The following is a 23,049-nucleotide window of genomic DNA, read 5'->3' as shown; positions in this document are numbered from 1 at the left end:
AAGGAGCGAAACAAAATGAAAGCCCTTGTTACTAGCACAAGAGGCTTGGCATAAAAATTGCAAGGGAACTCTAACTAAAAAGATGTGAAACGCGCATATTTTCCTGTCCTGAAAGTGTTGCTTTGATAAATTCACCTTAAATTGTCTCTTATATCTAAATCTCACACTATTATCCTGCTCGTGCAATACAACTAAATAAGTCAGCAATCCATCGGAGATTCGACGGAAAATAATCATGTAGTAATTCTATGTCTCGTTTCTCCACAGCTTTCAACGCAATCAAAGAGAGAAGATACACCACCACGCCTACGACTGCATAAACGGGAAGATGGTGTAAACGTAGAATGAAAAACTGATAAGACAAAGGTTCGATAATTGCCCTCAAAAGCTCCAACGCTAAGAGCGATAGAACGATGGCTACAGCGGCTGCTGCCGACTTCCATATTGCCTCTTTGTCAAACTCTATCTTGAGACTCGCCCAGAGCACATACGCTCCTGAAATAAACCCTGCAAGTGCAGCAAAAAACCTTGAACAAAGAAGAAAGTTGCGCCTCTTGCAACATGTGTTTGAGGGCTTATGTCTTCATTCAATGAGTACTTTCACTATCTTAACAGAGTAGAATGCCAGTTAAATGATTTAAATTACACGCCAAACTATCCATAGTAAGTTTCGGAACTTGCAAACAAAAATTAGATGAGCCATGGACTGTCCGCCTTAAAGAACTCGTCCTTCATTAAAGGACGCCACCACCACCCACTATTCAAATACCAACTAACTGTTTTTTCCAAACCTTCGGCGAACCCAATCTCGGGCTTCCATCCAAGCTTCTCTATCTTAGCAGTGTTCAGCGAGTATCGACGGTCATGACCAGGTCTATCAGGAACCGATTTGATTAGGCTCTCGGGTTTCTTCAGTGTTTTCAGAATGGTTTTCGCCACTTCTATGTTCATGTGTTCCTCGCCCGAAGCGATATTGTATATTTCTCCAGCCTTTCCTCTATGAGCCACTAGGTCTATAGCTGCGCAGTTGTCTTTCACGAAAAGCCAATCTCTCACCTGTGTTCCATCACCGTATATCGGTAAGGGTTGGTCGTGAAGGGCGCGCAATATTAACTTGGGGATGAGTTTTTCTGGGTGTTGGAATGGGCCGTAGTTGTTGGAGCTGCGAGTGACAACTACTGGGAGTCCGTATGTTTTGTGGAAGGCTAGGGCAATGTGGTCGCCTGCAGCCTTGCTTGCAGAATAGGGGCTGGAAGGGTCTAGAATGTCAGTTTCTTTGAAAGATCCTTCCTTTATGCTGCCATAGACTTCGTCGGTGGAAATTTGCACAAATCTTTTGACTTCAAATTTTCTTGCGGCGTCTAGGAGAATATAAGTTCCGTATGCGTCAGTTAAAACAAAGGAACCTGCCTCTGCAACACTTCTATCGACGTGAGTTTCAGCCGCAAAATTTACTATAAAGTCAAATTTCTCTTTCACCAAGGGTTCTACTGCTTTTCTGTCTCGAATATCCCCACGAATGAATCTATAACGTGAATCGTCTTTTATATCTTGCAAATTTTCAAGTCTACCTGCGTAGGTAAGCAGGTCAAAATTGACGATTTCTATGTCTTCATGGTTTGATAACATGTGTCTTATGAAGTTGCTGCCGATGAAGCCTGCTCCGCCTGTAACTAAGACTCTCATTACCCTTTTTTCACCCGTGTTTTAGCCATGGTGCAAGTTTCCAGTCATAAGGAATCTTCTCGGTGTCTGGGGGTAATCGGTGTTCGTCTGGTTTCTTGTAGTTGTATAGATTAGTTGGTACATTCATGACGAGGGCGGTTTCTTCGCCTATTGCTTTGAATCCATGCCAGACTTGTGGCGGTATCTTAACGAGTAGAGGGTTTTTTTCGCCGATGACGAACTCGTTGATTTCTCCTTTGGTTTTCGAATTTTTTCTGCCATCGCATAAAACGAGTTTAACCATTCCTCTTACGCAAGCTATGTTGTCTGTTTGTTTTTTATGCATGTGCCAAGCCTTCACCACTTCTGGATAGGCTGCGGTGACGTAGGCTTGGGCGAATCTTTCGAATAATTCCCAGTCGCTTCTGAGGACTTCCATTAACCAGCCTCTTTCATCTGCAATTAGCCTCAGTTGCCTTGTAACTACTCCTTCAATCAATTACAACGCCTCACAAAACTATTCTTGAATATTCACCTACAACAAGTCTATAGCCTTTTGGGCTTTTCTGATTTGTAGTCAATGTTGTCCCAGCTCCTACGAGGCTGTCGGTTATTTTGCCTTCAATTTCCACGTAGCAGTCATCCATGACAATCGAGTTTTCTATTTCCCCTCTTTCGATTTTTACGTTGTTTCCTATGCTTGTGTAGGGACCTATGTAGACATGTTCTCCTATGATTGCGTTTTTGCCGATTATAGCAGGCCCCCTTACTAAAGCGCCACGCTTGACGACTGTCTCTTTTCCTATAGATACTCTTCCTTGAATGGAGGATTTTTCTTCAACGATGCCATCTATTTTCTTTTCAAGGTCGTCAAGGACCAGTTGATTTGCTTCCAGTATGTCTTCCACCGTTCCAGTGTCCTTCCACCATCCTGTTACAAACTTGTAGCCAACTCTGTATCCTGCATCTAGTAAGCCTTGCAGTGCTTCGGTGATTTCCAGTTCTCCCCTCCAAGAAGGCTTTAAGCTTTTTATCATTTTGAAAATTACGGGCGTGAGAAAGTATATTCCACTGAGAGCGTAGTTGCTTGGTGGTTTTTTCGGTTTCTCTATTAGCTTAACCAGTTTTTCGTTTTTGTCAAATTCGGCTACCCCGAACTGCCGAGGGTTCTCGACTTCACACAGAAGAATCATTGCATCGTAGTTTGAATTCCTAAATTCTTTCGTATACTCTGCAATCTTACCCTTCAACAAGTTGTCGCCAAGATACACGATGAAAGGACTATCGCCAACAAAGTCTTCTGCAAGGCTGACTGCTTGAGCTATTCCACCAGGTTTTTTTTGGTGAATGTAGGTTGTTTTTACGCCGAACTCTCTGCCGTCCTTGTAGTAGTTTTCGACTTTTTCTGGCAAAATGTCTCCAACTACAATCGCAATTTCGTCTACACCCGAATCTCTCAAGTCTTCTAAAACATATTGTGACATTGGCTTGTTCGCCACGGGGATTAGCTGTTTGGGACCTGTATGGGTTAGCGGTCTAAGTCTTGTACCGTGACCCCCATGTAAGATAACCCCTTTTATTTTGTCTTTGCCCAATTTCTTTTCATCTCCTTCAAACCCTGCGCAACCCCTAAAAGCTCCTTATCTACCTCTTTTCTGACTTTATCTACACATAATGATGAGTCTTTCGGTCTCTTCGCTATCCAAGCTTTCAATTCGCTCGTCTTTATTGGCTGTATAAGGCTCGTATCGAAGTTAAAGGTTTCAGCAATCTCTAAGGCAAATCCATATCGGCTTATACGTTCACTTCCAGCAGTGTGATATACACCCTCCAGTTTTTTATCGATCATTTCGAGAATGACTTCAGCTAAGTTTTCAGCAAGAGTTGGAGAGTTATAATGGTCTTCCACGACTGCAAGTGGCTTCCCTTCCGCTAAAGTTATTATCACCCACTCTGCAAAATTCGGTTTCTCGGGATGCAAGCCATACAAGACACTTGTTCTTATAATAACAAAACTTTCACAAAACTCCGAAACATGTTTTTCTCCCATCAACTTCGTCAAACCATAATAGTTAACTGGGTTTGGCTCATCTTCTTCGGTGTATAGCCCTTTTTCGCCATCAAACACGTAATCGGTTGAAACATAAACGATTCTGGCATCCACTTCTTTGCATGTCTCCGCCAGAATCTTTGTCCCTTCAGCATTCACCCTAAACGCGTGATCTTTGTTGCTCTCGCATTTATCAACGTTTGTCTCTGCGGCTGCATGGATTACGATGTCTGGCTTAACTTTGCTAAAAACGCATCTCACTTCATCTTTGTCTTCAATGTTCATCTTCAACGAATTCTGGAGAAGTGGACGTGTTGCATGCGTCGGATAAACTGAAAATTTTTTCGCAGCTTTATCAACAATTTTGCTTCCTAAGAGCCCACCTGCACCTGTTACTAGAATCCTCCATTCTCTATTCTTCATAAGGAACAGCTTTTACAAATTAACGCGAACCTGCAATTTTTTAGCTTATGTAAGTGGTTTTACCTTCTTCGCCCTTACGTATTTTCCTCGCGTACTTTTCTCTTCGCGCCTCTATCTGCCGCATCTTCTCCAAAATCTTGTCCGATTTTACAATCTCATGATTCAAGTCATCCAAGCTAACGGTGATTTCCAGCATTTTTTGCAGAATAATGATAATACTCTTGGCGGCTTTAGGGTCTGGAAGATAGCCACGAGTTTCGCCCAAGAGACATAGCGCCGGAATGTTTTTGAACTTTGCCATGCCAACGAGCAAGCCTGCTGTTCCCACTATGGGGTTTCCTGGGGGACTACAAAATGCGCCTGCTTTAAGGGCTCTGTTTATTGTCTCGGCGTCTGTGGCGGTGGCGACAACTTTAGGGATCTCACCAGCTTCTTTGCGGTAGCCACCAATGGTGATTATTGTTTCTACCTTGTTTTTCTTGGCAAAGTCTAGAATAGTTTCAGCAATTTCGTATTGCCCCTCAATAGTCTGAGCCTGGCTGTCACCAGTGAAGAAAATAATGTCCTTGCCTTTCGGGTTTTTCCAGTAGTGAAACTCGCCGCGGAGAAGGCGAACGTTGCCTTTCTTATTTACAATGACGTAATATGGGAAGTGAGGTGAGTGGAGGAGGGCGAACTTTTCAGCTTTTAACTGCTTAACTAGATGGCGAGTGGCGATTCTACCAACCATTCCTAGGCCTGGGAGCCCTTCAATGAGGACAGGGTTCTTGGGATTTATCTTGGATATATCTTTGATCATTGTTTTCATGCGTGTGATCCTTCCTTTTCAGGGCTATGCGGTATTTGGCGTATTTGTCGTTTGGGGAGAATTTTGCGGGGTGGGGAATGTGGACTTTGCCACCGCAGTGGGGACATTCTTCCGTGTTTAAGGTGTAGCGAATGCATTTTTCGCATTTTCTCAGAAGCCAAACCATTATTTTTCCCTTTTGAAGCTGCCTTCTCCACCTGCTTTTGAGATTATTTTTATGGCTGCTTCTGAGGCTTTTTGGATTATGGTCTCGGCTTCTTTGTAGTTTTCAGCTTCTATCTTTAGGCGGTATTTTGGAGCTGCAATGGTGTAAATGTGGATCCTCGCGGTGTTGGGAGTCGGGGTTTTTTGGGCCGAGTGCAGAGCTTTTTTGATTATGTTGACGCCATCAGATTTTGTACTGGTGAGTTGGAGAACTCCATTAATTTCGACTAGTGGAGGGCGTATTTTTTCTTTGGCCAGTTCAGCTAAAGTCTGGGCGATATTGAGGGGAACGCCAATTTTTATTAATGGTTCAGAGCCTTGACGACTTGCATCTTCGAGAGCCGTGTAGACGTCACCATAGATTTCTTCCATGGGGACGACTGCTTTTTCTGTAATCTCCTCAAGAGGTTTGTTGAGTTTTTCAGCTGTAATGCGTAGGAAAGTTTCGGCTTTGCGATCGTGTTTGAAAGTGTAGATTTTATCTATGCGTTCACGTTTGTTGACACGTTTACGAGAAAGATCTATGTGCTTCTTATCCGGATCAACTCGAAGGACTTTGAGAACGAGTTTTTGGCCTTCACGGACGTGGTGGCGGATGTTGCGAACCCAACTTGTGCTGATTTCGCTTCGATGGAGGAGTCCTTCCTTGTTGCCATATTCTTCGAGGGCGACGTAGGCACCATAGTCCATGACCTTTTTGACTGTGGCGAGGACGAGTTCGCCTCTTTCTGGCCATTCGGGTTTTCGGATTATGGACATCGTTACGTAGCCTCACTCCATTATGGCAGTAATTTCACCGTTGATTTTTGCTTTGCCTCCTGTTGGAGTGGCAAGGGTGATTTTACATATGTTACATTTTACGGTGTTAGTTGGGTTGCTGTAGATTAGTTGCTCGTTGCCGCAATCTGGGCAACGAACGCGGATGAAGTAGGATTTAGGCTTAGGAATTAAGGTTTCCCAATCTGTGCTCATTGTCTAGGCTTGGCCTCCAATAGTTAATTTTCTCAGGCGGATCCCCTTTTTCTGAATGATAAAGCCACATTTTTTGCATTTAAATTTAAGAACTTGTTTTTTGGTGGTTTTGGCAAATTTTTTCTGGAGGGGCCATCCTTGGCCGCCATAGCCATGTTTTTCTCTTTCATGGCGGCGGGCGCCGACAGCTAGGGCGCGGCGTTTTCCAGCCTTGTAAAGGCTTACGGAGTGTTCAGTGTGAATTTTACATTTTGGACAGTACGTGTTTATTTTTTTGGGGAAATCCATATTTGTGCACGCGCGTGCTTGTTGCGTTTAGGTTAAAAACAAAAACCAACCATATAAACATTTAACAGTTTATGCCCTATTGGATTTGGTGAGCAAAACAGAAGAATTGAAAAGCTCTCAAGAGAAAATTCGGGCTTTTTATGAACCTTAAAAGAACAATTTAAAATCTTTAATCAACGAATCCTATCTGCAGTTTTTCTATTTGATACCTGCTTGACCAAATAAAATCTGGAAAAGATATGGACGTCACATGCACATCTTTAAGTCTTAACTATCATTTTCGGAGATTAATAGAATGGCCTAGTCTAAGCGTCACACATAAACGCCACGACTTACCGAAAATCTTTTTCACCACCATACACATTACAGACATCAAACACAAACAGGAGCATCCAAAACCATGTGTATCCTAGGCAAAGACAAAATCTTCAACCTCATAGAGCAATACCGTATAATCTACCCCTATGACTACCACCTCCTCGACGGGGATGGCTACGTCCTCACCGTTAAAGAAGAAACCACCCTTAACTACCTAGAACACCAAAACATCATCAGCTACGAAATAATATTCACACCACCCAACCTCGTAGCCCACCTCACAGCTAAAAGCAAATACGGGCGCATGGGGCTAAGCTTCCTTAACGCCGCAAAAGTCCACAGCGGCTTCATCGGACGCTTAGCACTAGAAATCGTCAACCTCAATAACAACCGCAACCCCATCACAATAAAACGAGGCGACCCCTTCATGCACATCGAATTCATAACCCGCGAAGGTGAACCATCACCCTACACAGGGCCTTATCAATTCCAATACATCACAAAAGAGGAAAAACAAATGTATATCCCCATCCTAAAGAAAGTTTTCCCAAACTATGAAGAATTAGCAGAAAAATGGTTCAAAAACAAGTCACCAGTAACCCTCTAACTGTTTTTCTCGGCCCAATTCATATTTTCAATTCATAACAGTCATAACAAACTTATCACAACAAACGCTTTAAATATCAGCGAAATCGCTATGCTGAAGGGAACAGCAGTGAAAGCCAAAAATTACCGTAAAGTAAAAGGTCAAGCTTACACAAGAAAAAAGTATGCTAAAAGCTCACCGCCCTCAAAAATCACCAAGTTCACTATGGGCGACACAAAAACAAAATTCCCAGTCAAAGCCAAGCTAATCGCGCTTGAAAAAGCTCAAATCCGCCACAACGCCCTAGAAGCAGCAAGAATAGCCTCAAACCGCCATTTATCAACAAAACTTGGAAACAACTACTTCCTACGAATCATGCCTTACCCACACATTATCCTAAGAGAAAATAAAATGATCTTCGGCGCCCACGCAGATAGACTGCAAGACGGCATGCGTGGAGCATTCGGCAAACCCGTAGGAATAGCAGCACGAGTAAGACCCAATCAGCCAATAATAGTTGTAGGTATAAACGAAGATTCCATAGAAACTGCAAAACATGCCCTAAAACTCGGCCAAGCAAAGCTCCCAATGCCCTGCCGCATAATAACCGAAAAAGTAGGAGATTAACAGCCATGGGCGACCCAACGGAAGAAAAGCTTGTACTATGGTTTGAAGAATTAACGAAGAGCGATATTCCAACAGCCGGCGGCAAAAACGCAAACTTGGGGGAAATGATACAAGCAAAGGTTCCCGTCCCCACAGGATTTGCTATAACAGCCCAAGCGTACAAGAAGTTTATAACCGAAACAAACATCGCTCAAAAAATATATCAAATCATTAAAGAAACCATTACTGATACTGACGACCCTAAACAATATCAAGAAGCCTCCAAAAAAATCAGAAAACTCATTGAAGCTGTAAGAATGCCCACAGAAATAGAGAAAGCTATCAAAGCCGCCTATCGAGAATTAAGTGAGAAAACGGATACTACAAACCTCTCTGTGGCTGTCCGCTCTAGCGCAACCGCTGAAGATTTGCCAGACGCTTCTTTTGCGGGGCAACAAGAAACTTATCTAAACGTAAAAGGACCCGATGAACTGGTTAAGAAAACGATTAAATGCTGGTCAAGCCTTTTCACTCCCAGAGCAATTTTCTACCGAACCGAAAAAGGGTTCAAACACGAACAAGTCCTCATAAGCGTAGGCGTCCAAAAAATGGTGAATGCCCGCTCGGCAGGCGTTATGTTTACAATAAACCCCGTGACTGGTGACCGAAGCCAAATAATCATCGAAGGCACTTGGGGCCTCGGTGAAGCGGTTGTCTCAGGCGCAGAAACTCCCGACCACTTTGTAGTAGACAAACAAACACTCGAAATAATCGAGAGAAAAATAGCGAAAAAAACGGCGGAGTACGTCCGCAACCTACAAACTGGAAAAACAGAGAGTGCTGTGGTGCCTTCAGAAAGACAGGACAAACCTTGCATTACCGATGAGGAAATTCATAGATTGGCTCAACTAGGCAACCAGATCGACCAGCATTATGGTAAACCTCAAGACATCGAATGGGCTATAGACCGTGACTTAGTGTTTCCTGAAAACATTTTCATTGTTCAATCGAGACCTGAAACCGTTTGGAGCATAAAGGAGAAAGAAAAGGAGATTGAAGCAACCGCTGCACCAAGGCAACTCTCAGAAATGAAAGTTGTTGTTAGAGGCATTGCGGCGGGGAGGAGAGATATAGGATTTGGTGTGGCAAAGATTGTTTTCACGCCTGAAGACGCCGCAAAGTTAGTTAAAAAAGGAGACATACTTGTTACACCCATGACTAGCCCAGATTTTGTGCCTTTCATGAAACTTGCCAGTGCCATAATAACGGATAAAGGCGGCGTCACAGCCCACGCAGCAATTGTAAGCCGTGAGCTAGGCATTCCGTGCATCGTAGGTACAGAGACAGCAACCAAAGTTATGAAGACAGATGAAGAATATACTGTGGATGCTCGGAACGGTGTGATCTACGAAGGCATAATACCGAGCCTTGAAAGACCAGCAGCCTCAATGGTCAGCACGGGTTCCATTTCAATGGTTCAATCTGCACCTGTGACTGCCACGAAGATTTTCATGAACCTTGGAGTTCCAGAAAAAATTGATGACTACAAAGATCTACCTTTTAATGGTATAGGACTCATGCGCATTGAGTTTATTCTCGCCAGTTACATCCGTGAACATCCACTGTACTTACTTGAAAAAGGCGAGGGAGACAAGTTCGTCAACAAGCTGGCAGAAGGAATAGCTAGAGTTGCAAGGACAATTCAGCCTCGACCAGTGGTTGTTAGGTTTAGTGACTTTAAAACAAATGAATACCGAGATTTGAAGGGGGGCGAAAAATATGAAATTGAAGAAGCCAACCCGATGCTTGGTTGGCGAGGAGCAAGTCGCTACATAAGTCAACGGTACGAGGGAGCATTCAGACTGGAGTGTGAAGCTATTCGCAAATGTCGTGAAGAGTGGAGACTCGAGAATATCTGGGTCATGCTTCCAGTGATAAGAACCTTATGGGAAGCCAAGAAATGCCTTGAAATTATGAAAGAGGAAGGGTTGGAAAGTTCTAGAGGCTTTCAAGTATGGTTTATGGCAGAAACTCCTTCAATAGCGATAATGGCAGACAAGTTCTCAAAGCTCTGTGACGCCTTTTCCATAGGCTCAAACGACCTGACTCAGGGCATCCTAATGATAGACCGAGACTCCGAAATACTAGGACAAATGGGCTACTTCGACGAACGAGACCCGGCAATCAAGCGCATAATCGCACACTTGATCAAAGTAGCCCACGAAAACGGAGTCACAGTTTCCATCTGTGGCGAAGGCCCCTCAAACCTGCCAGACTTTACTGAATTCCTAGTTCGTTGCGGTATCGACAGCATCTCCGTAAATAACGACGCCGTGATAAGCACCCGACAGCTGGTTGCAAGTATTGAACAGAAAATCATATTGGAACAAGCAATAGAGAGCCAGAAACAAGTGCAAGAGAAGCCAAAAAAGAAGGGTTCACAAAGCCCTGAATGGACTCTTGAATAAGCACTGCACCCTCCCTTTCACAAGGTATTTCTCTCTAAAGGAAAATCGCAAATGTCATCCTTAACATTTGACCTAGAAGAAAAACAATTACGAAGGGAAGTTCAGAAAAGAAAAGCTAAATTAGTTTTTATACAGCTTCCTGAGGGGTTGAAACCTCACGGTCCAATGTTGGCTGCTGAGGTTGAAAGTGCTGGCGCTCTCGCAATTGTTTCTGCCGATCCTTGCTATGGAGCCTGTGACTTGGCGATAGTTGAAGCAGAAAGACTGGGGGCGGATCTCATCGTTCATTACGGTCACAGTGAAATGATAAAGCAAACCGCGTTTTCAACGTTTTACATCGAAGCGAAAGCAAAGTGCTCCGTCATAAACGCCGTAAGAAAAGCAATTCCTTACCTTAAGGAGTATAAAAAAATGGGATTAGTAACAACCGTTCAGCACGTGCACAAACTTGATGATGTGAGAAACATACTTTTGGAAGAAGGAAAAACCATCGCAGTTGGAGATGCGGGGCGGTTGAAGTATGCAGGGCAAGTAATTGGGTGTGATTATAGCAATGCAAAAGCAATTTCAAAAGAAGTAGACGCTTTTCTCTTTGTTGGCGGCGGAAAATTCCATGCATTAGGTGTAGCCCTAGCTACGGCAAAGCCTACGATAGTAGCAGATCCCTACGAGAGAAGAGCTTTTACATTGGAGGATGAAACGTCAAGAATGCTGAAAAAACGTTGGGCAAACATTCACGAAGCCAAGCAAGCCGAGAAAATTGGCATACTGATAGGATTGAAAATTGGACAGAAAAGACTAGACCAAGCCTTAAAAATGAAGGGGCTTGTGGAAGATGCTGGCAAGAAAGCTACATGTTTTGCTTTGAAGGAGATTACCCCAGAGGTCCTAATGCAATTTCCAGCAGTAGATGCCTTCATAAACACAGCGTGCCCTAGACTGTCCTTAGATGACGCTAAGAAATTTCGTAAACCTTTACTTACACCAAAAGAGGCGCTGGTTGCTCTAGGTAAGCTGCAATGGGAAGAACTATGCAAAAGAGGTTGGTTCGAAAGCTAGACTTGGAAATCGCGCTTTCAAAAGTCGAGTCACATCCATCTCCCAAAGCCTATTTGGAACAATACACAATAACCCCAGAAGCCGCCGCTGAACTACTCTACATAGCAACATACACGTATGACGACATAATAGGCAAAAACATAGCAGACCTAGGTTGTGGAACAGGAAGACTCGCCATAGGCAGCGCTCTCTTAGGAGCAAAAGAGACAATGGGTGTAGACATAGACAGAAACGCTATAGAAGTGGCATCAAAAAACGCTGAAAGACTAGACGTGAAAGAAAAGATACAATGGATAACCACCGACATCACTACGATTCAAGGAGCCTTCGACACGGTATTGCAGAACCCCCCCTTTGGGATACAAAGAAGAAGGGCTGATCGGAAATTCCTAAGGAAAGCGCTAGAAATAGGCAAGCATGTTTATTCGTTACATAAAAGCAGCAGAGAAAACTGCAAGTTAGTCAAAAGACTAAGGGGACAAAAGTCTCGACTCATGCCAGTTTCTCCTTCTCCTTTTTTGAGGAAGTTCATTGAAAGGCATGGTGGAGAAATCAAGGCTGTATACACTACGCTAATGACAATTCCACACATGTTCGATTTCCATAGAAAACGAAAGCACCAATTTCTCGTTGATCTATACATAGTAGAAACCGGTCTTTAAAACTCCCAAAATTTATGTGGATATAGAGAAGGAGCCTTTTTTACTTCTTAATCAAAAGGTTTATTGAGGAGTACGATGGAAAAGTAACGAGCATTCAGCTTAGGATAACTATTCGAAACCTAATAAGCTTCACACAGAGCGCAAACGAGAGAGGAAATACATGAGTAAATCTCATTTAAAACGACAAAGTGGACAATTCGTTGCTCCAGGAGACCACTTGGGAGTAATTGAGGAGTTCTCGCCCGGCCAAGGTACTTACGTAGAGCAGGGGAAAATACACGCTAAAGTTAGTGGACGTACGCTTTTGGATTTGCAAAACAAAACAGTTTCGATTTTTCCACTGGTTCGTGGAGCAAGAGTGCCAAGAGTTGGCAGCATTGTGACTGGGCAGGTTTCAAATCTTCAAAACAAAACTGCAGTCGTGCGAATATCCAAAATAGGAGAAGAACATTTGTCGGGTGTCTTTTCAGGGTTGCTTTACATTTCTGATATAAGCACATCTTATGTTGACTCAATCCATGATGTTTGTAAACCGGGAGACATTCTCCGTGCAAAGGTAATAAGCGAAAAAAACAGAGTTTACCATCTTTCCACGACAGACAAGAATCTTGGAGTTTTGTACGCATTCTGCTCGCAATGTGGACACATGCTTCAACAAAGACGTTACAGAATGCATTGTCCAAGCTGTGGAAAAATTGAAAAGCGTCGAATTGCTGTAGATTACGGCGAAGCAATCTTTTGGAAAAGGGGGGCTTCCGATGAAAGTAAAAATTTTGAATAAGAAAAAAAATGAGCTAAAGATAGAGGTTGATGGAGAAAGCCACACCTTCTGTAATGTTATTCAAAAAGCCCTGCTTAAAGATGAACGGGTAGACTTTGCGAGTTATAATATTTCACATCCTCTCACTGCTAGCCCCATAATTTATCTTCGCACAAAAACACGGAGCAAGCCAGAGATTGTGCTCCAAGAAGCAGTGGCAGATGTGCAGAAAGATACTAAAACATTTAGGGCAGCATTTAACAAGGCTTTAAAGAAATGGCAAAGCTAGCAAAGTAGGCACTACAAGTTGAGCATTTTATTTGCTTTAGAAAGAAGGAAACTGAACGCTTCAACAACGTCTTCATGCTCTATTAGTATGCCTACGCTCTCTCTGATTGTTGTTAAGCCTTGCAACCAGACATAGACTAGTAACGCTTCTGCAGCATCTGCTTGCTTGTGACGGTCTACTCTTGAACCAAGTAGGTTTCTTAGTCCTGCTTGTTTCAAAGCCTGAGAGAGCATGTGACCATCTGCTTTCCCACCAGCTGGTTGCCCAGTTTTTGTGGAGATGTAGAGAGAGTAAACAAGGTTGGTGTAAGCGTCACCGAGGGCTGCAAGTTTATGGTCGGTTAGAATTTCTTGTATAGTTTTGTGGGTTGGTGTGAAGGAAAATCTTTTTTTCGGATTTGGCATATTGCTCATCAACTGTTTTGTGAGGAAAGGTTGGATATAATAATGCTTATTTTCTATTCGCCATGAAGAGTTAAAGAGGGTGTTACAGCTGAGAAATGGAAAATTTCGTTGTATAAAACCGGAGATTAGAAGCGTTGGTGTTGACGATGGGGCATTTATTCCTCATACACGGGGGAAGTGTGACGTTATTGGGGTTGTTTTTAGGGGTGGATATTGGCTTGATGGAGTTATGCGGACGCGGGTTGAGGTTGATGGCATGGACGCTACTGAGAAGATTGCAGAGATGATAACAAGCTCGCCTCATTATGGGCAGTTGAGAGTGATTATGCTGGATGGGGTAACTTTTGCAGGTTTTAATGTTGTTGATACTATGAGGCTTTTTGGAATGACCCATTTACCTGTTATTGCGGTTACGCGGAAGAAACCAGATTTTGATGATATTCGGAGAGCACTTGAGAATTTGCCATTTTCGGAGGAAAGGTGGAAGGCGATTAAGAATGCAGATAGAATTATCAAGGTTTTTACACGGCGGGAAGAAGAAGCAATTTTTATGCAAGTAGCGGGAATCGAAGTGGATGTTGCGAGGAGAATTGTGAAGAGCACTGCTACTCGGAGCAATGTTCCTGAGGCGTTGCGGGTGGCGCATTTGATTGCTTCAGGGTTGACGGGCCCTTTGTAGTAGTTGAAATCTTTATTGGAATTGGAAAAGATTTTTAAGAGTCTATTGCGAGGGGAAAGGAACAGATATGGTGAAGAAACCTTGGAGTTTTGTGTGAAGTGTGGAAAGAGGCTTGTAGCTGAGAAGAAGGGAAAAAAAGATGTGGTTTGGGTTTGTCCAAAATGTGGTTTTAAGAAAAGTGTTGATGCTAGTGAGAAGATTGTTGTTCCCTTGACTATAAAGGAGCCAAAGCCTTTTCAGGAGTCTATCACGGTGATTGGCAAAGAGGCGCAGAAGTTGCGAACTATGCCTACTATGAGAATTGAGTGCCCGAAATGTGGAAACAATTTGGCGCTTGTTTGGCAGGTGCAGACGCGGGGCAGTGATGAGTCGTCGACGCAGTTTTTTAGATGTACAAAGTGCAATTTCACGTTTAGAGAGTATACATAGGCCGTTATGTGTGCACGTCGCTTAGGCCAGCCGCCTTGCATAAGCTCCAAATAGGCGGCTAATACATAGCAATAGGGAAGTGAATGTGAGGTAAAACGTTTTTATTCTTCTTGGGAAGCCAGTTTATTCAAGTCCTCTTCTCCTTCTGCGTACCCTGAGGCGATTAGAATGTCTTTTGGTTTTATCACTGTGCCAGGTTTTGGGCGTATCCAAATGCTGTCTCTTCGTATTGCTAAGATCCACATTCAGGTTTCTTCGTGGATTTGAGCTTGGCGGATACTCTTTCCTATCAATGGAGAGCTAGGGGATACTTGGACCCGTGCAACAGTTTCTTCTGCCTCTTCAATTACAAGCTTCAGAATGCGATGTGGTTTCAATCCTCTAAGAACCACCTCCGCTATTTCGGCTCCAGCGTCGGCAATTTGCTCTGTGGCGACTCCCAGTCTAATCAATCCTAAGAAGTTTTTTGATTCTTCTGGCGTGAAGCCGCTTGACAGCACGAGCATCTCGAATTCTGTATGAAGCCTATAATTTAACCTGCAAAAACGCCGCCAAGGTTGAAGACGAGGGATAGTAGCGATTGTTGGGTTGTTTTGGCGAGACTGAGTTGCTTAACATTATCTGCGCCCATTTTAGACCCCTCTCTGCTTTTTTACGCTTCGAATCGCCATCGCTTTCACCTTCCATATTTACACTCCTCCAAGGCAGAGCGGTGCAATATTGCCAAACGTCTCGCCAGTTTCGCAACTTAAGCACTACTTTATATCCTCAATCTGCAAAATCAGACGTTATGGTTTAAAATAGGTTTTCAGTAGAATGGAAGAAAAAGGGTTTTAGCCTTCTTTTTCTACATGTTTGATTGCGTCCTCTATGATGTCCAGCCCTGCGTCCACAAGTTCCCGCGTTATAATGAGGGGAGGCGCCAATCGTATTGTTGACTTGCCACAGGTTATCACCGCCACGCCTCGTTTCCAACTTCGCGTCATGACCTCTGCTGCCTTTTTTGCTGCAGGCTTTTTGCTGACCTTGTCCTCAACGAGTTCTATGCCAATCATCAAACCCTTTCCACGTACGTCGCCGACAATGTTGCTTTCTTCTTTAAGCTCCTCAAGCCGCTTCATAATGTAAACGCCTTGCTTCGCAGCGTTCTCTCTCAGCCCCTCATCTTGAATTACATCAATAACCGCTGACGCAGCGGCACAAGATACTGGGTTTCCGCCAAAAGTGCTTGCGTGAGAACCGCCTTCCCAGTCCATTATTGAGGCTTTTGCAACCATGGCGCCAAGAGGCAACCCTGCTGCTATGGATTTGGCAATGCATATTATATCTGGCTCAACGCCCCAATGCTCAATTGCAAACCATTTACCAGTTCTCCCCATTCCCGCCTGCACCTCATCATCCATCATCAATATGCCATACTTGTCTGCCAACTTCTTGAGCCTTGGGAAATATTCGGGTGGAGGTACAACGTAGCCGCCTTCGCCTTGTATCGGTTCAAAGACGAAAGCTGCAACTTCTTCGGGAGGGATATATTTTTGCAGTACGTATTCGTCAATGAAATCTATGCACCAGTAGTGGCAGTCTGGGTAGGTGAGTTTGAAGGGACAACGGTAACAGTAACCATAAGGCACATGGGTTACGCCTGGAACCAAGGGAAAGAAGTAGCGTCTCTGAACGGGTTTGCTAGCTGTGAAGGACATTCCGCCAAAGGTTCTACCGTGGAACGCGCTGGTGAAGGCTATATACAATTGTTTTCGCGTGTGCCACCTTGCAAGTTTCGCTCCAGCTTCAACAGTCTCGGCACCGCTATTGCCGAAAAAAACTTTTTTTTCCCACCGGCCAGGAGTAATTTCAACCAGTTTCTCAGCCACATCCACGACTTCTCGATATAGGAAGTCAGTAACGGAATAGTGCAGAAAACGGTCTAATTGGCTTTTTACTGCCTCTATTATCTTTGGATGGCTGTGCCCTACGTTTAGACATACAAGGCCAGAGTTGAAGTCTATGAATTCGTTTCCGTCCACATCGCGAATTATACAGCCCTTCCCACTCTGTATTGCCAGAGGATAAAATCGCACAAACGACTGTGAAATTACCCTCTCGTCTCGTTTCGCAAGCTCTCGCGCCTTCGGTCCTGGAGGAGTAACAACAATTTTTGGATAATTTGACATTTAATTCCACCTTTGTTGTGAAGATTATTCAATAGTTGAAAACTGATTTTTATAGTCATCGGTAATCTCGCTACAGATTTTGGCTTCATAAACCAAAAAGGAGATGAAATGAAGAATGAATCCGAAGCGCGCGCGCTTTTTTTCAGCCATTCTTTTTCAATTTTGTCTGCATGGTAAGTTACGAAAAACTGTTCATTGATGCTCAAACGTTTCTACGCAATTGCTCTATGGCATACTCCATCAGATGGCTTCTATTTCTAAATCTCTTTGTTGCAATTTGCTCATCCATCCATTTCAAAACATCTTCATCCAATGAGACGCTTGTCTTAACTTTTTTACCCATTTTTACCACGTGCGAATACTAATTACCGAAAATTATTTAATTAACTTGTTACTACATTATACCGAGAAATACCGAGAGAGTCCTCAAGAATGGAGGAAACAAACTCTACAAAGAAATCTGAGAAGGAAGAAAGAGACCCTCTTCCAGATGAGGATATGGAAGACTCTGAAGCTTGTGGTTATGAATCTAGTGCAGAAATTGACCTAGAGGATACAGAAGCAGAAGAGGACCACTAGGCAGACAGATATGCTTATTGAATCAAGTGGCAACCGAAAAACCCTTCTTGTCAATTTCATATAATTATAAGGTAGGAGAATCAGATGCATCGAGATGTGAAAAGGACAAATAAAAAACGAGGCGGAAAAGGACCTCCAAATCGTATGAACGATTTGTCCTATAAAAACTGGATGAAGTTTCAGAAAAGCTTCTTCATATTTGAGAGTGTTGAAAATTTAGTTGAAGAATGCATTTTCTTCTTCACTAAGAGCAGGTGGCCAAATGGCAACCCCTCTCGAATACTTGTCCTGGACAAAAAAGAAGTTACCTATTCAGGGAAACATTTTGGTGAGAGGATAATCAAAAAGGTGAGCAACTTTGAAAATCATCATAATATAATGAGAATTCTTAAATCAGAACTTAACGGGTCTAGAGCGTATGATTTCTTGTTCATCGACTTCAGGCAAATGATAAGAGACAAAAGCGAATTTGATGATTTTGCCGCAGTATACTCGTCTAGACTTTCTGAATTGATGAGAAAAATCCTTGTTCCAAAGCGTTATTGTGCTATCCTGATTGATTTCTTAGGAAGATCTTCCACTTCATTCCCAATCCCATGGTTTTTTGCGTTGGCCTGTCGAGAGCATCTTCGTTTAAGGGATGAGAAAGTAGCATTAGTGAACTTCTATGACAAGACAAAGGATGTTGACGAAGCTCAAGATCTGGCTAATGAGGCGCATAGCAATGAAGAAGATCATAGAAGTGTCTACTATCTTCTTGTTTTTCAAGCAACAGATGACAGAAGAAGTCCTTTCAGACCGTCTGAGGAATATCTAAGATTAGCAAAGAGCCCACCGAGTATCCCTCCTTGGATCATTGTCAAACCGACCCCACGGAGTAAAACCGAATTATATCATCCCGCCAAATTCCCTGAAGAACTGATTGAACCATTCATCGAATTCTTCACAAAACCTGGTGAGACAATACTCGATCCAATGGCAGGAACTGGAAGCACTTTGATTGCTGCAGCCAGAACTGGAAGAAATGCCCTCGGTATGGATATTAACCAAGAATTCGTCAACGTGTCAAATGAAAGGCTTCTGTCTCAGATGCCAACACGTCTTGATAAGTGGATTCCACAGGGTGACAGGGATCATCCACCGCATAACAACAAGTTGGATATAAAGATGGTTCAAGGTGATGCTATGAAAATAATGGAAAATCCAACCTGCAAAAGAATGACCTTTGACTATTGTATAACGAGTCCCCCCTATTGGTCTGTTTTGAGAAACCGTGGAAGTGAATACCAGAAATCACGTAGAAAGCGACGCTTGCTTCAATATTACTCAAATGACCCTAACGATCTAGGAAACATTGACAATTATGAGAGGTTCTTAGAAGCATTAAAGGAGGTTTATGCGCAAGTGGCAACCTTGCTGAAACCTCGTGGTCTCTTAACAGTTATCGTGAAAAATGTGAAACGAGAGCATGTCATCTACCCACTGGCTTGGGATTTGACATTGCGATTATGTGGGAAAAGGGGAAACTATGACTATCTAGGAAACACTCTATGGTGCCAAGATGATGTCAAAATTCGACCTTTCGCCCTTGGAATAGTCTGGGTCAGCAATATTTTCCATCACTTTTGTTTGCATTTCAAGAAGAGAGAAAACATCTAGAATCAGCATTCCTTTATACTATTTTCAAAAGCTCATCCATTGTTCGCAGATCCCTAGGAAGGACATAGAAATTCTTGTTCCTCATGCCACCTCTCCAAACATTCGGATATATAAAACACGTAGTTCTTGGATACAGCAACCCTGGTCTCGATGGCACACCTTCAGTGTTACTGTACTTGTCGATCTTATCTTTAGGAGGACCGTAGCAAGGCAGTGAGGCCATTCTTTCTTTGAATGATTCGTAGCTAATCCATCCCAGGAAGAAAAACTCAGACTTTGGAGGATAAAGATTTGCGAAATGTTTTCTACCGAATGAGAATACTTTTTGGGGAAGTTTGTTAATATTCTTGAATCTTGTATTGAGCATTTTCTTGGTCAAATGATTCCTGATTTTCATCTTGATAAGTGCATGAAACGTTTCAAACTCTTCACGGTCCATTCTGACATATGAAAAGCCCGAAATATTAGGGAACTCATGTGCCTTATTCAGACCCAACTCAACCATCTCTTCGGAAAAGTTCCCATCTTTTTCATATCCGACATAAAATTTGTGGGTTTTTTTCTTCTTTGAAGGAATGTACTTCTCGAGCGTATGGTTATGCGAGACCGAGAAGCTTAAGGATATTCCTTTTCCTTCCTCTTCTCGGGCTTGAACCAGCTTTTTGTAGTTAAGGAAATTTCCTAAATCCATTGGGACGGCAGCAATAAGCCAATCATCTTCCCTTCCTGTCAGCTTATCTCTTATGAAATTAATACAGGTGACTATGGCAAAAAGATAGTAATCTTTGTGTCTTTTCCTTTTAACATTGAACTGCTCAGCTGGTACTAGACATGGAAAGAATGATCGATAGTCTTTTCCGCAATAGTCTTTGTTTTCAATGAGATATTTCAAGCTGAAATTCGGTCTAATTTCTGGCCCGACATAGTCTACATAGTAATTACTTGCTTTGCTGTCAAGTATCTCACCATTTGGCAAGGCCAGATCGAAGGTATCTTCTGTCCGGTAATCTGATAGATCTTTAATGATTTTTTTACCTCTCTTTTCCAACTCTCTGATGAGGCATTGTTGAACTGCAACGCCTGAAACTATTCTCATCATTCTTATATACCAGGTCCATGGCGATGCCTTGATCGCCAGTCTGTTAAAAGTCCAGTTCACTGACATTGAAGCATAACGTACAGCATTTATGCTAGTCTTTTTAGAAGGTTCAATTCGCCAGATCTGGTTTTCTTTGGTGAGTAGGGTCATCTAGATCCCTCTATCTTTGCGAATCCACAAATTGAGTTGACATCGCATCCTAGACAACTACCCAGAGAACTCTTTGGTGTGAAAATGAATTCTCTCAACCCCTTTAAATCTTGTTCTAGATCTTTCTCGAGGCTTTTCAGTGCCTGGGGCGAAATATCTACTTCGACCAGGTTGGGTTTGTTCTCTTCATATGTTCTTTTTATGTCGACAAGATATGCATTTGACACAGACGCTCCAGAATGTTTCAATGCTAGCACATAAAATTGAATCTGAGTTAAGTAACGCTTCAAGAACTCTTTACGAATCGAAGATTTCCAATCAAGGATCGTGAAACTCTCTGCGTTTCGATTCTTAACTAGACAATCTATTTTGCCAGTGATCGTGGCATTTTCCATGAAAATCCCAATGTCAACCTCACCGCGTGTTTGACCCTTTAATAGTCCAAGTGAGATTATTCTCTTAACTCGTCGCGTTATAGCCTGTTTATGTATCTCCAACTCTCTAGTGGATTCAAATGGGATATGGGTATATTCTTGCACGAGTTTCGACAATTGAACTGAATCAGGCTCCATAGCTCTTCGTTGGATAATTTCATGAAGAGAACGGCCAAAACCCAAGTCATCTCGGATAGGGGGATATATCCCTGAATTTCTTCGAAGATGATATTGGAAGGGGCATTCATGGTATGTCAACAGATCCGACAAACTAGTAGAAATGCTATCTTTGGTGACCGGTTGTTTCATCGGTCTTGGAAGGTCTTCGCCAGAGATATTTGTAAGGTGCACTGTTTTCAATTGCTTTGCTTTGTGAAGATCCTTAATAAACTTTGAAACGTTTGCTTTCTTTTGTCTGAATCCGAGTATGTATAGGGCATCCATAGCTCGGGTTGTTGCAACATAAAACAATCTTCTTTCGTCGGTCTCTGATGTCCCATATCTTCCTGCTATCTCGTCATCAAATGGTGTTTCATGGGCTCTTGCCCTCACAGGAAATCTTCCTGCAATTACTGAAGGAGCAATGACTATTGGCCACTCAAGCCCTTTTGCTTGGTGTACCGTTGTGACTATGACTGCATCAACTGAAGTCATCATCATATTTGTTTCTCCGAAGTCATCACTTCGTGTGGCGAGCATATACGAGATTTCTTTGTAGACTGCTTCAAGAGAAGGCCTTCTCGAAAACCCTTTAAGATTCCTGCGATGAATTTCTTCAACAGATCGAATTATCTGAGTGAGAGTCCCTATCTGTGGTAGAAGGTCAACTTCATCCCCGCTTAATTGAACACCCAAATTCTTGAAAAACTCAAAAAGGTACAATCGAACATTGTAAGCCTTCCTTTTATTCATTTGAATGTCAGATTTCCATTTTTCTAAAAACGAGCTGATTTCATCGATACTGGATTGAAAAAAGTTCTCAATTCCAACCGAAAATCTTTGAATAAGTCTGTCTTGTTCAGCCTCTTCCTCTTCATTCCTTGGTTCCGTTTCAGCAGAAAGGAGCTTAAATAGAGGAACAAAAACTTCTGTAATCACGGTCCCATCGATACTGACCTGGGGACTGAAAAAGGGAATGCCTAAATGTCTAAGAGCTCTAAGAATTGGTGGGGCTGAAGTTCTGGCAGATCTGAGAAGAACCGCAATATTTCTCCATTGATAACCTTGACTTTTTAGTTTCAGAATCAACTCACCCATCAGAGTCGACTGATGGTCCTCATCAGAAGCTTCTTGGAAGAGCACATTTCTAGATGGCTTCTTCTCTGAAAATGCTCTCATTTCCTTCTCGTGTCTCGGTTCGATTGTTTTAGCAAACGTCTCTGCCATTTCCACTATATGATAAGCAGAGCGATAATTGGTGTCAAGAACATGAAGTTTGGCTCCTGGAAATTGATTTTTGAAGTTCAGCAATAGCGAAACATCTGACCCTCTCCATTGATAGATGGATTGCAAGTCATCTCCAACAACGGTTAGTTTTGCTGAATCTCCTATCATCGCTTTGATAAGTCTCAATTGAGCTGGATTTACATCCTGAAACTCGTCTACAAGAAGATGCTTAATCTCAGATTCATGCGTTTGCGAGGTAAGATTCTTAACAGCATAACGGATCATAGAACCAAAAGTCAACAATCTGTTTTTTAGAAGAATATCTACAAACCTAGCTATCACATTTCGGATTTCGGGCGGAAGGACTGTCACTTCAAGAAGCTCATTTTCATAGAGTTCGTAATCCATCAAGAACCTCTCTATGTTCTTCGAAAAACTCATCCCGTAGGATTCATCCAAACCAAGATAATCATAGAGCCTATAAACAAGTGCTTCTGTATTTATCTCATCAAGAGCCTCAAAATTGATGAAACGTTTATCTTGCATAAGATAACGATAACAAAAACTATGTATTGTACCAATAAACATCCTTGAGAGCTCGGGTCCAAGATCTGCTAGTTCAAGAAAAATTCTAGATCTCAACTCATTGGCAGCTCGCTCTGTGAAAGTAAAAGCCACAATGTCACAAGGCTTTAGTTCTTCTACTCTTATGGCATGAATAACTCGTGCAACTAGTGTCCTAGTTTTTCCCGAACCCGCTGAGGCTAAAATGCCCACAAATCTTGAAGAATCTTTAACAGCCTTTATCTGTGCATTATCTAGGCTTGTAATATTTCGTCCCTCTGCATCTCTGAGAATCGGACTCTTTCCGATATATACAAGTTATCGCGATATAACTTAA

At 42.6% G+C, this 23,049-nt stretch carries 29 protein-coding genes; 11 read left to right on the top strand and 18 right to left on the bottom strand.

Features of this window, described 5'->3' with window-relative positions; genetic code table 11:
- Positions 1-169: 169 nt before the first annotated feature.
- The 10 genes from KAU88_05290 to KAU88_05245 form a co-directional block, all read right to left on the bottom strand.
- Positions 170-487 carry a hypothetical protein gene (locus KAU88_05290; protein MCK4477924.1) on the bottom strand — a complete coding sequence of 106 codons (318 nt, stop codon included), beginning with the start codon at positions 485-487 and terminating at the stop codon, positions 170-172.
- A 203-nt stretch (positions 488-690) separates the two neighbouring features.
- The gene (rfbB, locus tag KAU88_05285) at positions 691-1,686 is read right to left on the bottom strand and encodes a dTDP-glucose 4,6-dehydratase (protein ID MCK4477923.1); all 996 of its coding nucleotides are present in this window, start codon (positions 1,684-1,686) and stop codon (positions 691-693) included.
- A 10-nt stretch (positions 1,687-1,696) separates the two neighbouring features.
- On the bottom strand, positions 1,697-2,164 hold the full coding sequence (locus tag KAU88_05280) for a dTDP-4-dehydrorhamnose 3,5-epimerase family protein (protein MCK4477922.1): 468 nt from the start codon (positions 2,162-2,164) through the stop codon (positions 1,697-1,699).
- Positions 2,165-2,174: 10 nt separating this feature from the next.
- On the bottom strand, positions 2,175-3,245 hold the full coding sequence (locus KAU88_05275) for a glucose-1-phosphate thymidylyltransferase (GenBank protein MCK4477921.1): 1,071 nt from the start codon (positions 3,243-3,245) through the stop codon (positions 2,175-2,177).
- A complete protein-coding gene (rfbD, locus tag KAU88_05270; GenBank protein ID MCK4477920.1) occupies positions 3,242-4,138 on the bottom strand; it encodes a dTDP-4-dehydrorhamnose reductase in 897 nt (298 codons plus the stop codon). The genes KAU88_05275 and rfbD overlap by 4 nt, the downstream gene beginning before the upstream one ends.
- 40 nt (positions 4,139-4,178) lie before the next feature.
- Positions 4,179-4,946, bottom strand: coding sequence for a PAC2 family protein (locus tag KAU88_05265; protein MCK4477919.1), 768 nt, complete (start codon positions 4,944-4,946; stop codon positions 4,179-4,181).
- On the bottom strand, positions 4,888-5,112 hold the full coding sequence (locus tag KAU88_05260; protein ID MCK4477918.1) for an RNA-protein complex protein Nop10: 225 nt from the start codon (positions 5,110-5,112) through the stop codon (positions 4,888-4,890). Before KAU88_05260 ends, KAU88_05265 begins: the two co-directional genes overlap by 59 nt.
- A complete protein-coding gene (locus tag KAU88_05255; GenBank protein ID MCK4477917.1) occupies positions 5,112-5,909 on the bottom strand; it encodes a translation initiation factor IF-2 subunit alpha in 798 nt (265 codons plus the stop codon). The genes KAU88_05260 and KAU88_05255 overlap by 1 nt, the downstream gene beginning before the upstream one ends.
- A 12-nt stretch (positions 5,910-5,921) precedes the next feature.
- Positions 5,922-6,122 (bottom strand): 30S ribosomal protein S27e, encoded by a 201-nt coding sequence (locus KAU88_05250; GenBank protein MCK4477916.1) that lies wholly within the window; start codon positions 6,120-6,122, stop codon positions 5,922-5,924.
- A gap of 3 nt (positions 6,123-6,125) precedes the next feature.
- Positions 6,126-6,410, bottom strand: coding sequence for a 50S ribosomal protein L44e (locus KAU88_05245; protein ID MCK4477915.1), 285 nt, complete (start codon positions 6,408-6,410; stop codon positions 6,126-6,128).
- A 400-nt stretch (positions 6,411-6,810) separates the two neighbouring features.
- Between KAU88_05245 and KAU88_05240 the strand changes: the two genes are divergently transcribed.
- From KAU88_05240 to KAU88_05210, 7 genes are all read left to right on the top strand, one after another.
- Positions 6,811-7,335 (top strand): hypothetical protein, encoded by a 525-nt coding sequence (locus KAU88_05240; protein MCK4477914.1) that lies wholly within the window; start codon positions 6,811-6,813, stop codon positions 7,333-7,335.
- Between the two features lie 90 nt (positions 7,336-7,425).
- Positions 7,426-7,941, top strand: a complete 516-nt coding sequence (locus KAU88_05235; protein ID MCK4477913.1) for a 50S ribosomal protein L16 — start codon at positions 7,426-7,428, stop codon at positions 7,939-7,941.
- 5 nt (positions 7,942-7,946) lie between these two features.
- On the top strand, positions 7,947-10,388 hold the full coding sequence (gene ppsA / locus KAU88_05230) for a phosphoenolpyruvate synthase (protein ID MCK4477912.1): 2,442 nt from the start codon (positions 7,947-7,949) through the stop codon (positions 10,386-10,388).
- 51 nt (positions 10,389-10,439) lie between these two features.
- Positions 10,440-11,447, top strand: coding sequence for a diphthamide biosynthesis enzyme Dph2 (gene dph2 / locus KAU88_05225; GenBank protein ID MCK4477911.1), 1,008 nt, complete (start codon positions 10,440-10,442; stop codon positions 11,445-11,447).
- Complete coding sequence (locus tag KAU88_05220; protein MCK4477910.1) at positions 11,420-12,109, top strand: 50S ribosomal protein L11 methyltransferase; 690 nt, start codon at positions 11,420-11,422, stop codon at positions 12,107-12,109. Before dph2 ends, KAU88_05220 begins: the two co-directional genes overlap by 28 nt.
- 160 nt (positions 12,110-12,269) lie before the next feature.
- Positions 12,270-12,890 carry an exosome complex RNA-binding protein Csl4 gene (locus KAU88_05215; GenBank protein ID MCK4477909.1) on the top strand — a complete coding sequence of 207 codons (621 nt, stop codon included), beginning with the start codon at positions 12,270-12,272 and terminating at the stop codon, positions 12,888-12,890.
- Positions 12,868-13,158 carry a DNA-directed RNA polymerase subunit L gene (locus KAU88_05210; protein ID MCK4477908.1) on the top strand — a complete coding sequence of 97 codons (291 nt, stop codon included), beginning with the start codon at positions 12,868-12,870 and terminating at the stop codon, positions 13,156-13,158. The genes KAU88_05215 and KAU88_05210 overlap by 23 nt, the downstream gene beginning before the upstream one ends.
- An 11-nt stretch (positions 13,159-13,169) precedes the next feature.
- Here KAU88_05210 and KAU88_05205 read toward each other — a convergent pair whose 3' ends face one another.
- Positions 13,170-13,562: a hypothetical protein gene (locus KAU88_05205; protein ID MCK4477907.1), complete on the bottom strand. Its 393-nt coding sequence runs from the start codon at positions 13,560-13,562 to the stop codon at positions 13,170-13,172.
- Between the two features lie 88 nt (positions 13,563-13,650).
- On the opposite strand from KAU88_05205, the gene KAU88_05200 reads away from it, so the two are divergent.
- Together KAU88_05200 and KAU88_05195 are read left to right on the top strand one after the other, a co-directional pair.
- Complete coding sequence (locus tag KAU88_05200) at positions 13,651-14,241, top strand: DUF99 family protein (GenBank protein ID MCK4477906.1); 591 nt, start codon at positions 13,651-13,653, stop codon at positions 14,239-14,241.
- Positions 14,242-14,322: 81 nt separating this feature from the next.
- Positions 14,323-14,670, top strand: a complete 348-nt coding sequence (locus tag KAU88_05195) for a transcription factor S (GenBank protein ID MCK4477905.1) — start codon at positions 14,323-14,325, stop codon at positions 14,668-14,670.
- 101 nt (positions 14,671-14,771) lie between these two features.
- Here KAU88_05195 and KAU88_05190 read toward each other — a convergent pair whose 3' ends face one another.
- The 5 genes from KAU88_05190 to KAU88_05170 all read right to left on the bottom strand — a co-directional run bounded on the left by KAU88_05190 (position 14,772) and on the right by KAU88_05170 (position 17,184).
- Entirely contained in the window at positions 14,772-14,915 is a 144-nt protein-coding gene (locus KAU88_05190) for a hypothetical protein (protein MCK4477904.1), read from the bottom strand.
- Positions 14,916-15,176 carry a hypothetical protein gene (locus KAU88_05185; protein MCK4477903.1) on the bottom strand — a complete coding sequence of 87 codons (261 nt, stop codon included), beginning with the start codon at positions 15,174-15,176 and terminating at the stop codon, positions 14,916-14,918.
- 19 nt (positions 15,177-15,195) lie between these two features.
- Positions 15,196-15,426 (bottom strand): hypothetical protein, encoded by a 231-nt coding sequence (locus KAU88_05180; GenBank protein ID MCK4477902.1) that lies wholly within the window; start codon positions 15,424-15,426, stop codon positions 15,196-15,198.
- 77 nt (positions 15,427-15,503) lie between these two features.
- Positions 15,504-16,841, bottom strand: a complete 1,338-nt coding sequence (locus KAU88_05175; GenBank protein ID MCK4477901.1) for an acetyl ornithine aminotransferase family protein — start codon at positions 16,839-16,841, stop codon at positions 15,504-15,506.
- Between the two features lie 202 nt (positions 16,842-17,043).
- Positions 17,044-17,184, bottom strand: a complete 141-nt coding sequence (locus KAU88_05170) for a ribbon-helix-helix protein, CopG family (GenBank protein MCK4477900.1) — start codon at positions 17,182-17,184, stop codon at positions 17,044-17,046.
- Between the two features lie 89 nt (positions 17,185-17,273).
- Here KAU88_05170 and KAU88_05165 point away from each other — a divergent pair, with 89 nt between their 5' ends.
- Together KAU88_05165 and KAU88_05160 are read left to right on the top strand one after the other, a co-directional pair.
- Complete coding sequence (locus tag KAU88_05165; protein ID MCK4477899.1) at positions 17,274-17,420, top strand: hypothetical protein; 147 nt, start codon at positions 17,274-17,276, stop codon at positions 17,418-17,420.
- A gap of 96 nt (positions 17,421-17,516) precedes the next feature.
- Positions 17,517-19,079 carry a site-specific DNA-methyltransferase gene (locus KAU88_05160; protein MCK4477898.1) on the top strand — a complete coding sequence of 521 codons (1,563 nt, stop codon included), beginning with the start codon at positions 17,517-17,519 and terminating at the stop codon, positions 19,077-19,079.
- A 13-nt stretch (positions 19,080-19,092) separates the two neighbouring features.
- Here the strand turns inward: KAU88_05160 and KAU88_05155 are convergent, their stop codons facing one another.
- Positions 19,093-20,328, bottom strand: a complete 1,236-nt coding sequence (locus KAU88_05155; GenBank protein MCK4477897.1) for a hypothetical protein — start codon at positions 20,326-20,328, stop codon at positions 19,093-19,095.
- Positions 20,325-22,925 (bottom strand): ATP-dependent helicase, encoded by a 2,601-nt coding sequence (locus KAU88_05150; protein ID MCK4477896.1) that lies wholly within the window; start codon positions 22,923-22,925, stop codon positions 20,325-20,327. Before KAU88_05150 ends, KAU88_05155 begins: the two co-directional genes overlap by 4 nt.
- Between the last annotated feature and the right edge of the window lie 124 nt (positions 22,926-23,049).

This window comes from Candidatus Bathyarchaeota archaeon (genome assembly GCA_023131225.1).
In the GTDB taxonomy this organism is placed as follows: Archaea; Thermoproteota; Bathyarchaeia; order Bathyarchaeales; family SOJC01; genus JAGLZW01.
The sequence above is the reverse complement of the archived record's forward strand: the minus strand, read 5'-3'. Positions and strand labels throughout refer to the sequence as shown.

Excerpts from the sequence above, each read along its gene's own strand:
- rfbB (MCK4477923.1), bottom strand. The coding sequence starts at position 1,686 with ATGAGAGTCTTAGTTACAGGCGGAGCAGGCTTCATCGGCAGCAACTTC.
- rfbD (MCK4477920.1), bottom strand. The coding sequence starts at position 4,138 with ATGAAGAATAGAGAATGGAGGATTCTAGTAACAGGTGCAGGTGGGCTC.
- KAU88_05265 (MCK4477919.1), bottom strand. The coding sequence starts at position 4,946 with ATGAAAACAATGATCAAAGATATATCCAAGATAAATCCCAAGAACCCT.
- KAU88_05260 (MCK4477918.1), bottom strand. The coding sequence starts at position 5,112 with ATGGTTTGGCTTCTGAGAAAATGCGAAAAATGCATTCGCTACACCTTA.
- KAU88_05255 (MCK4477917.1), bottom strand. The coding sequence starts at position 5,909 with ATGTCCATAATCCGAAAACCCGAATGGCCAGAAAGAGGCGAACTCGTC.
- KAU88_05250 (MCK4477916.1), bottom strand. The coding sequence starts at position 6,122 with ATGAGCACAGATTGGGAAACCTTAATTCCTAAGCCTAAATCCTACTTC.
- KAU88_05245 (MCK4477915.1), bottom strand. The coding sequence starts at position 6,410 with ATGGATTTCCCCAAAAAAATAAACACGTACTGTCCAAAATGTAAAATT.
- KAU88_05240 (MCK4477914.1), top strand. The coding sequence starts at position 6,811 with ATGTGTATCCTAGGCAAAGACAAAATCTTCAACCTCATAGAGCAATAC.
- KAU88_05235 (MCK4477913.1), top strand. The coding sequence starts at position 7,426 with ATGCTGAAGGGAACAGCAGTGAAAGCCAAAAATTACCGTAAAGTAAAA.
- ppsA (MCK4477912.1), top strand. The coding sequence starts at position 7,947 with ATGGGCGACCCAACGGAAGAAAAGCTTGTACTATGGTTTGAAGAATTA.
- dph2 (MCK4477911.1), top strand. The coding sequence starts at position 10,440 with ATGTCATCCTTAACATTTGACCTAGAAGAAAAACAATTACGAAGGGAA.
- KAU88_05220 (MCK4477910.1), top strand. The coding sequence starts at position 11,420 with ATGCAAAAGAGGTTGGTTCGAAAGCTAGACTTGGAAATCGCGCTTTCA.
- KAU88_05215 (MCK4477909.1), top strand. The coding sequence starts at position 12,270 with ATGAGTAAATCTCATTTAAAACGACAAAGTGGACAATTCGTTGCTCCA.
- KAU88_05210 (MCK4477908.1), top strand. The coding sequence starts at position 12,868 with ATGAAAGTAAAAATTTTGAATAAGAAAAAAAATGAGCTAAAGATAGAG.
- KAU88_05205 (MCK4477907.1), bottom strand. The coding sequence starts at position 13,562 with ATGCCAAATCCGAAAAAAAGATTTTCCTTCACACCAACCCACAAAACT.
- KAU88_05190 (MCK4477904.1), bottom strand. The coding sequence starts at position 14,915 with ATGTGGATCTTAGCAATACGAAGAGACAGCATTTGGATACGCCCAAAA.
- KAU88_05185 (MCK4477903.1), bottom strand. The coding sequence starts at position 15,176 with ATGCTCGTGCTGTCAAGCGGCTTCACGCCAGAAGAATCAAAAAACTTC.
- KAU88_05175 (MCK4477901.1), bottom strand. The coding sequence starts at position 16,841 with ATGTCAAATTATCCAAAAATTGTTGTTACTCCTCCAGGACCGAAGGCG.
- KAU88_05170 (MCK4477900.1), bottom strand. The coding sequence starts at position 17,184 with ATGGGTAAAAAAGTTAAGACAAGCGTCTCATTGGATGAAGATGTTTTG.
- KAU88_05165 (MCK4477899.1), top strand. The coding sequence starts at position 17,274 with ATGGAGGAAACAAACTCTACAAAGAAATCTGAGAAGGAAGAAAGAGAC.
- KAU88_05155 (MCK4477897.1), bottom strand. The coding sequence starts at position 20,328 with ATGACCCTACTCACCAAAGAAAACCAGATCTGGCGAATTGAACCTTCT.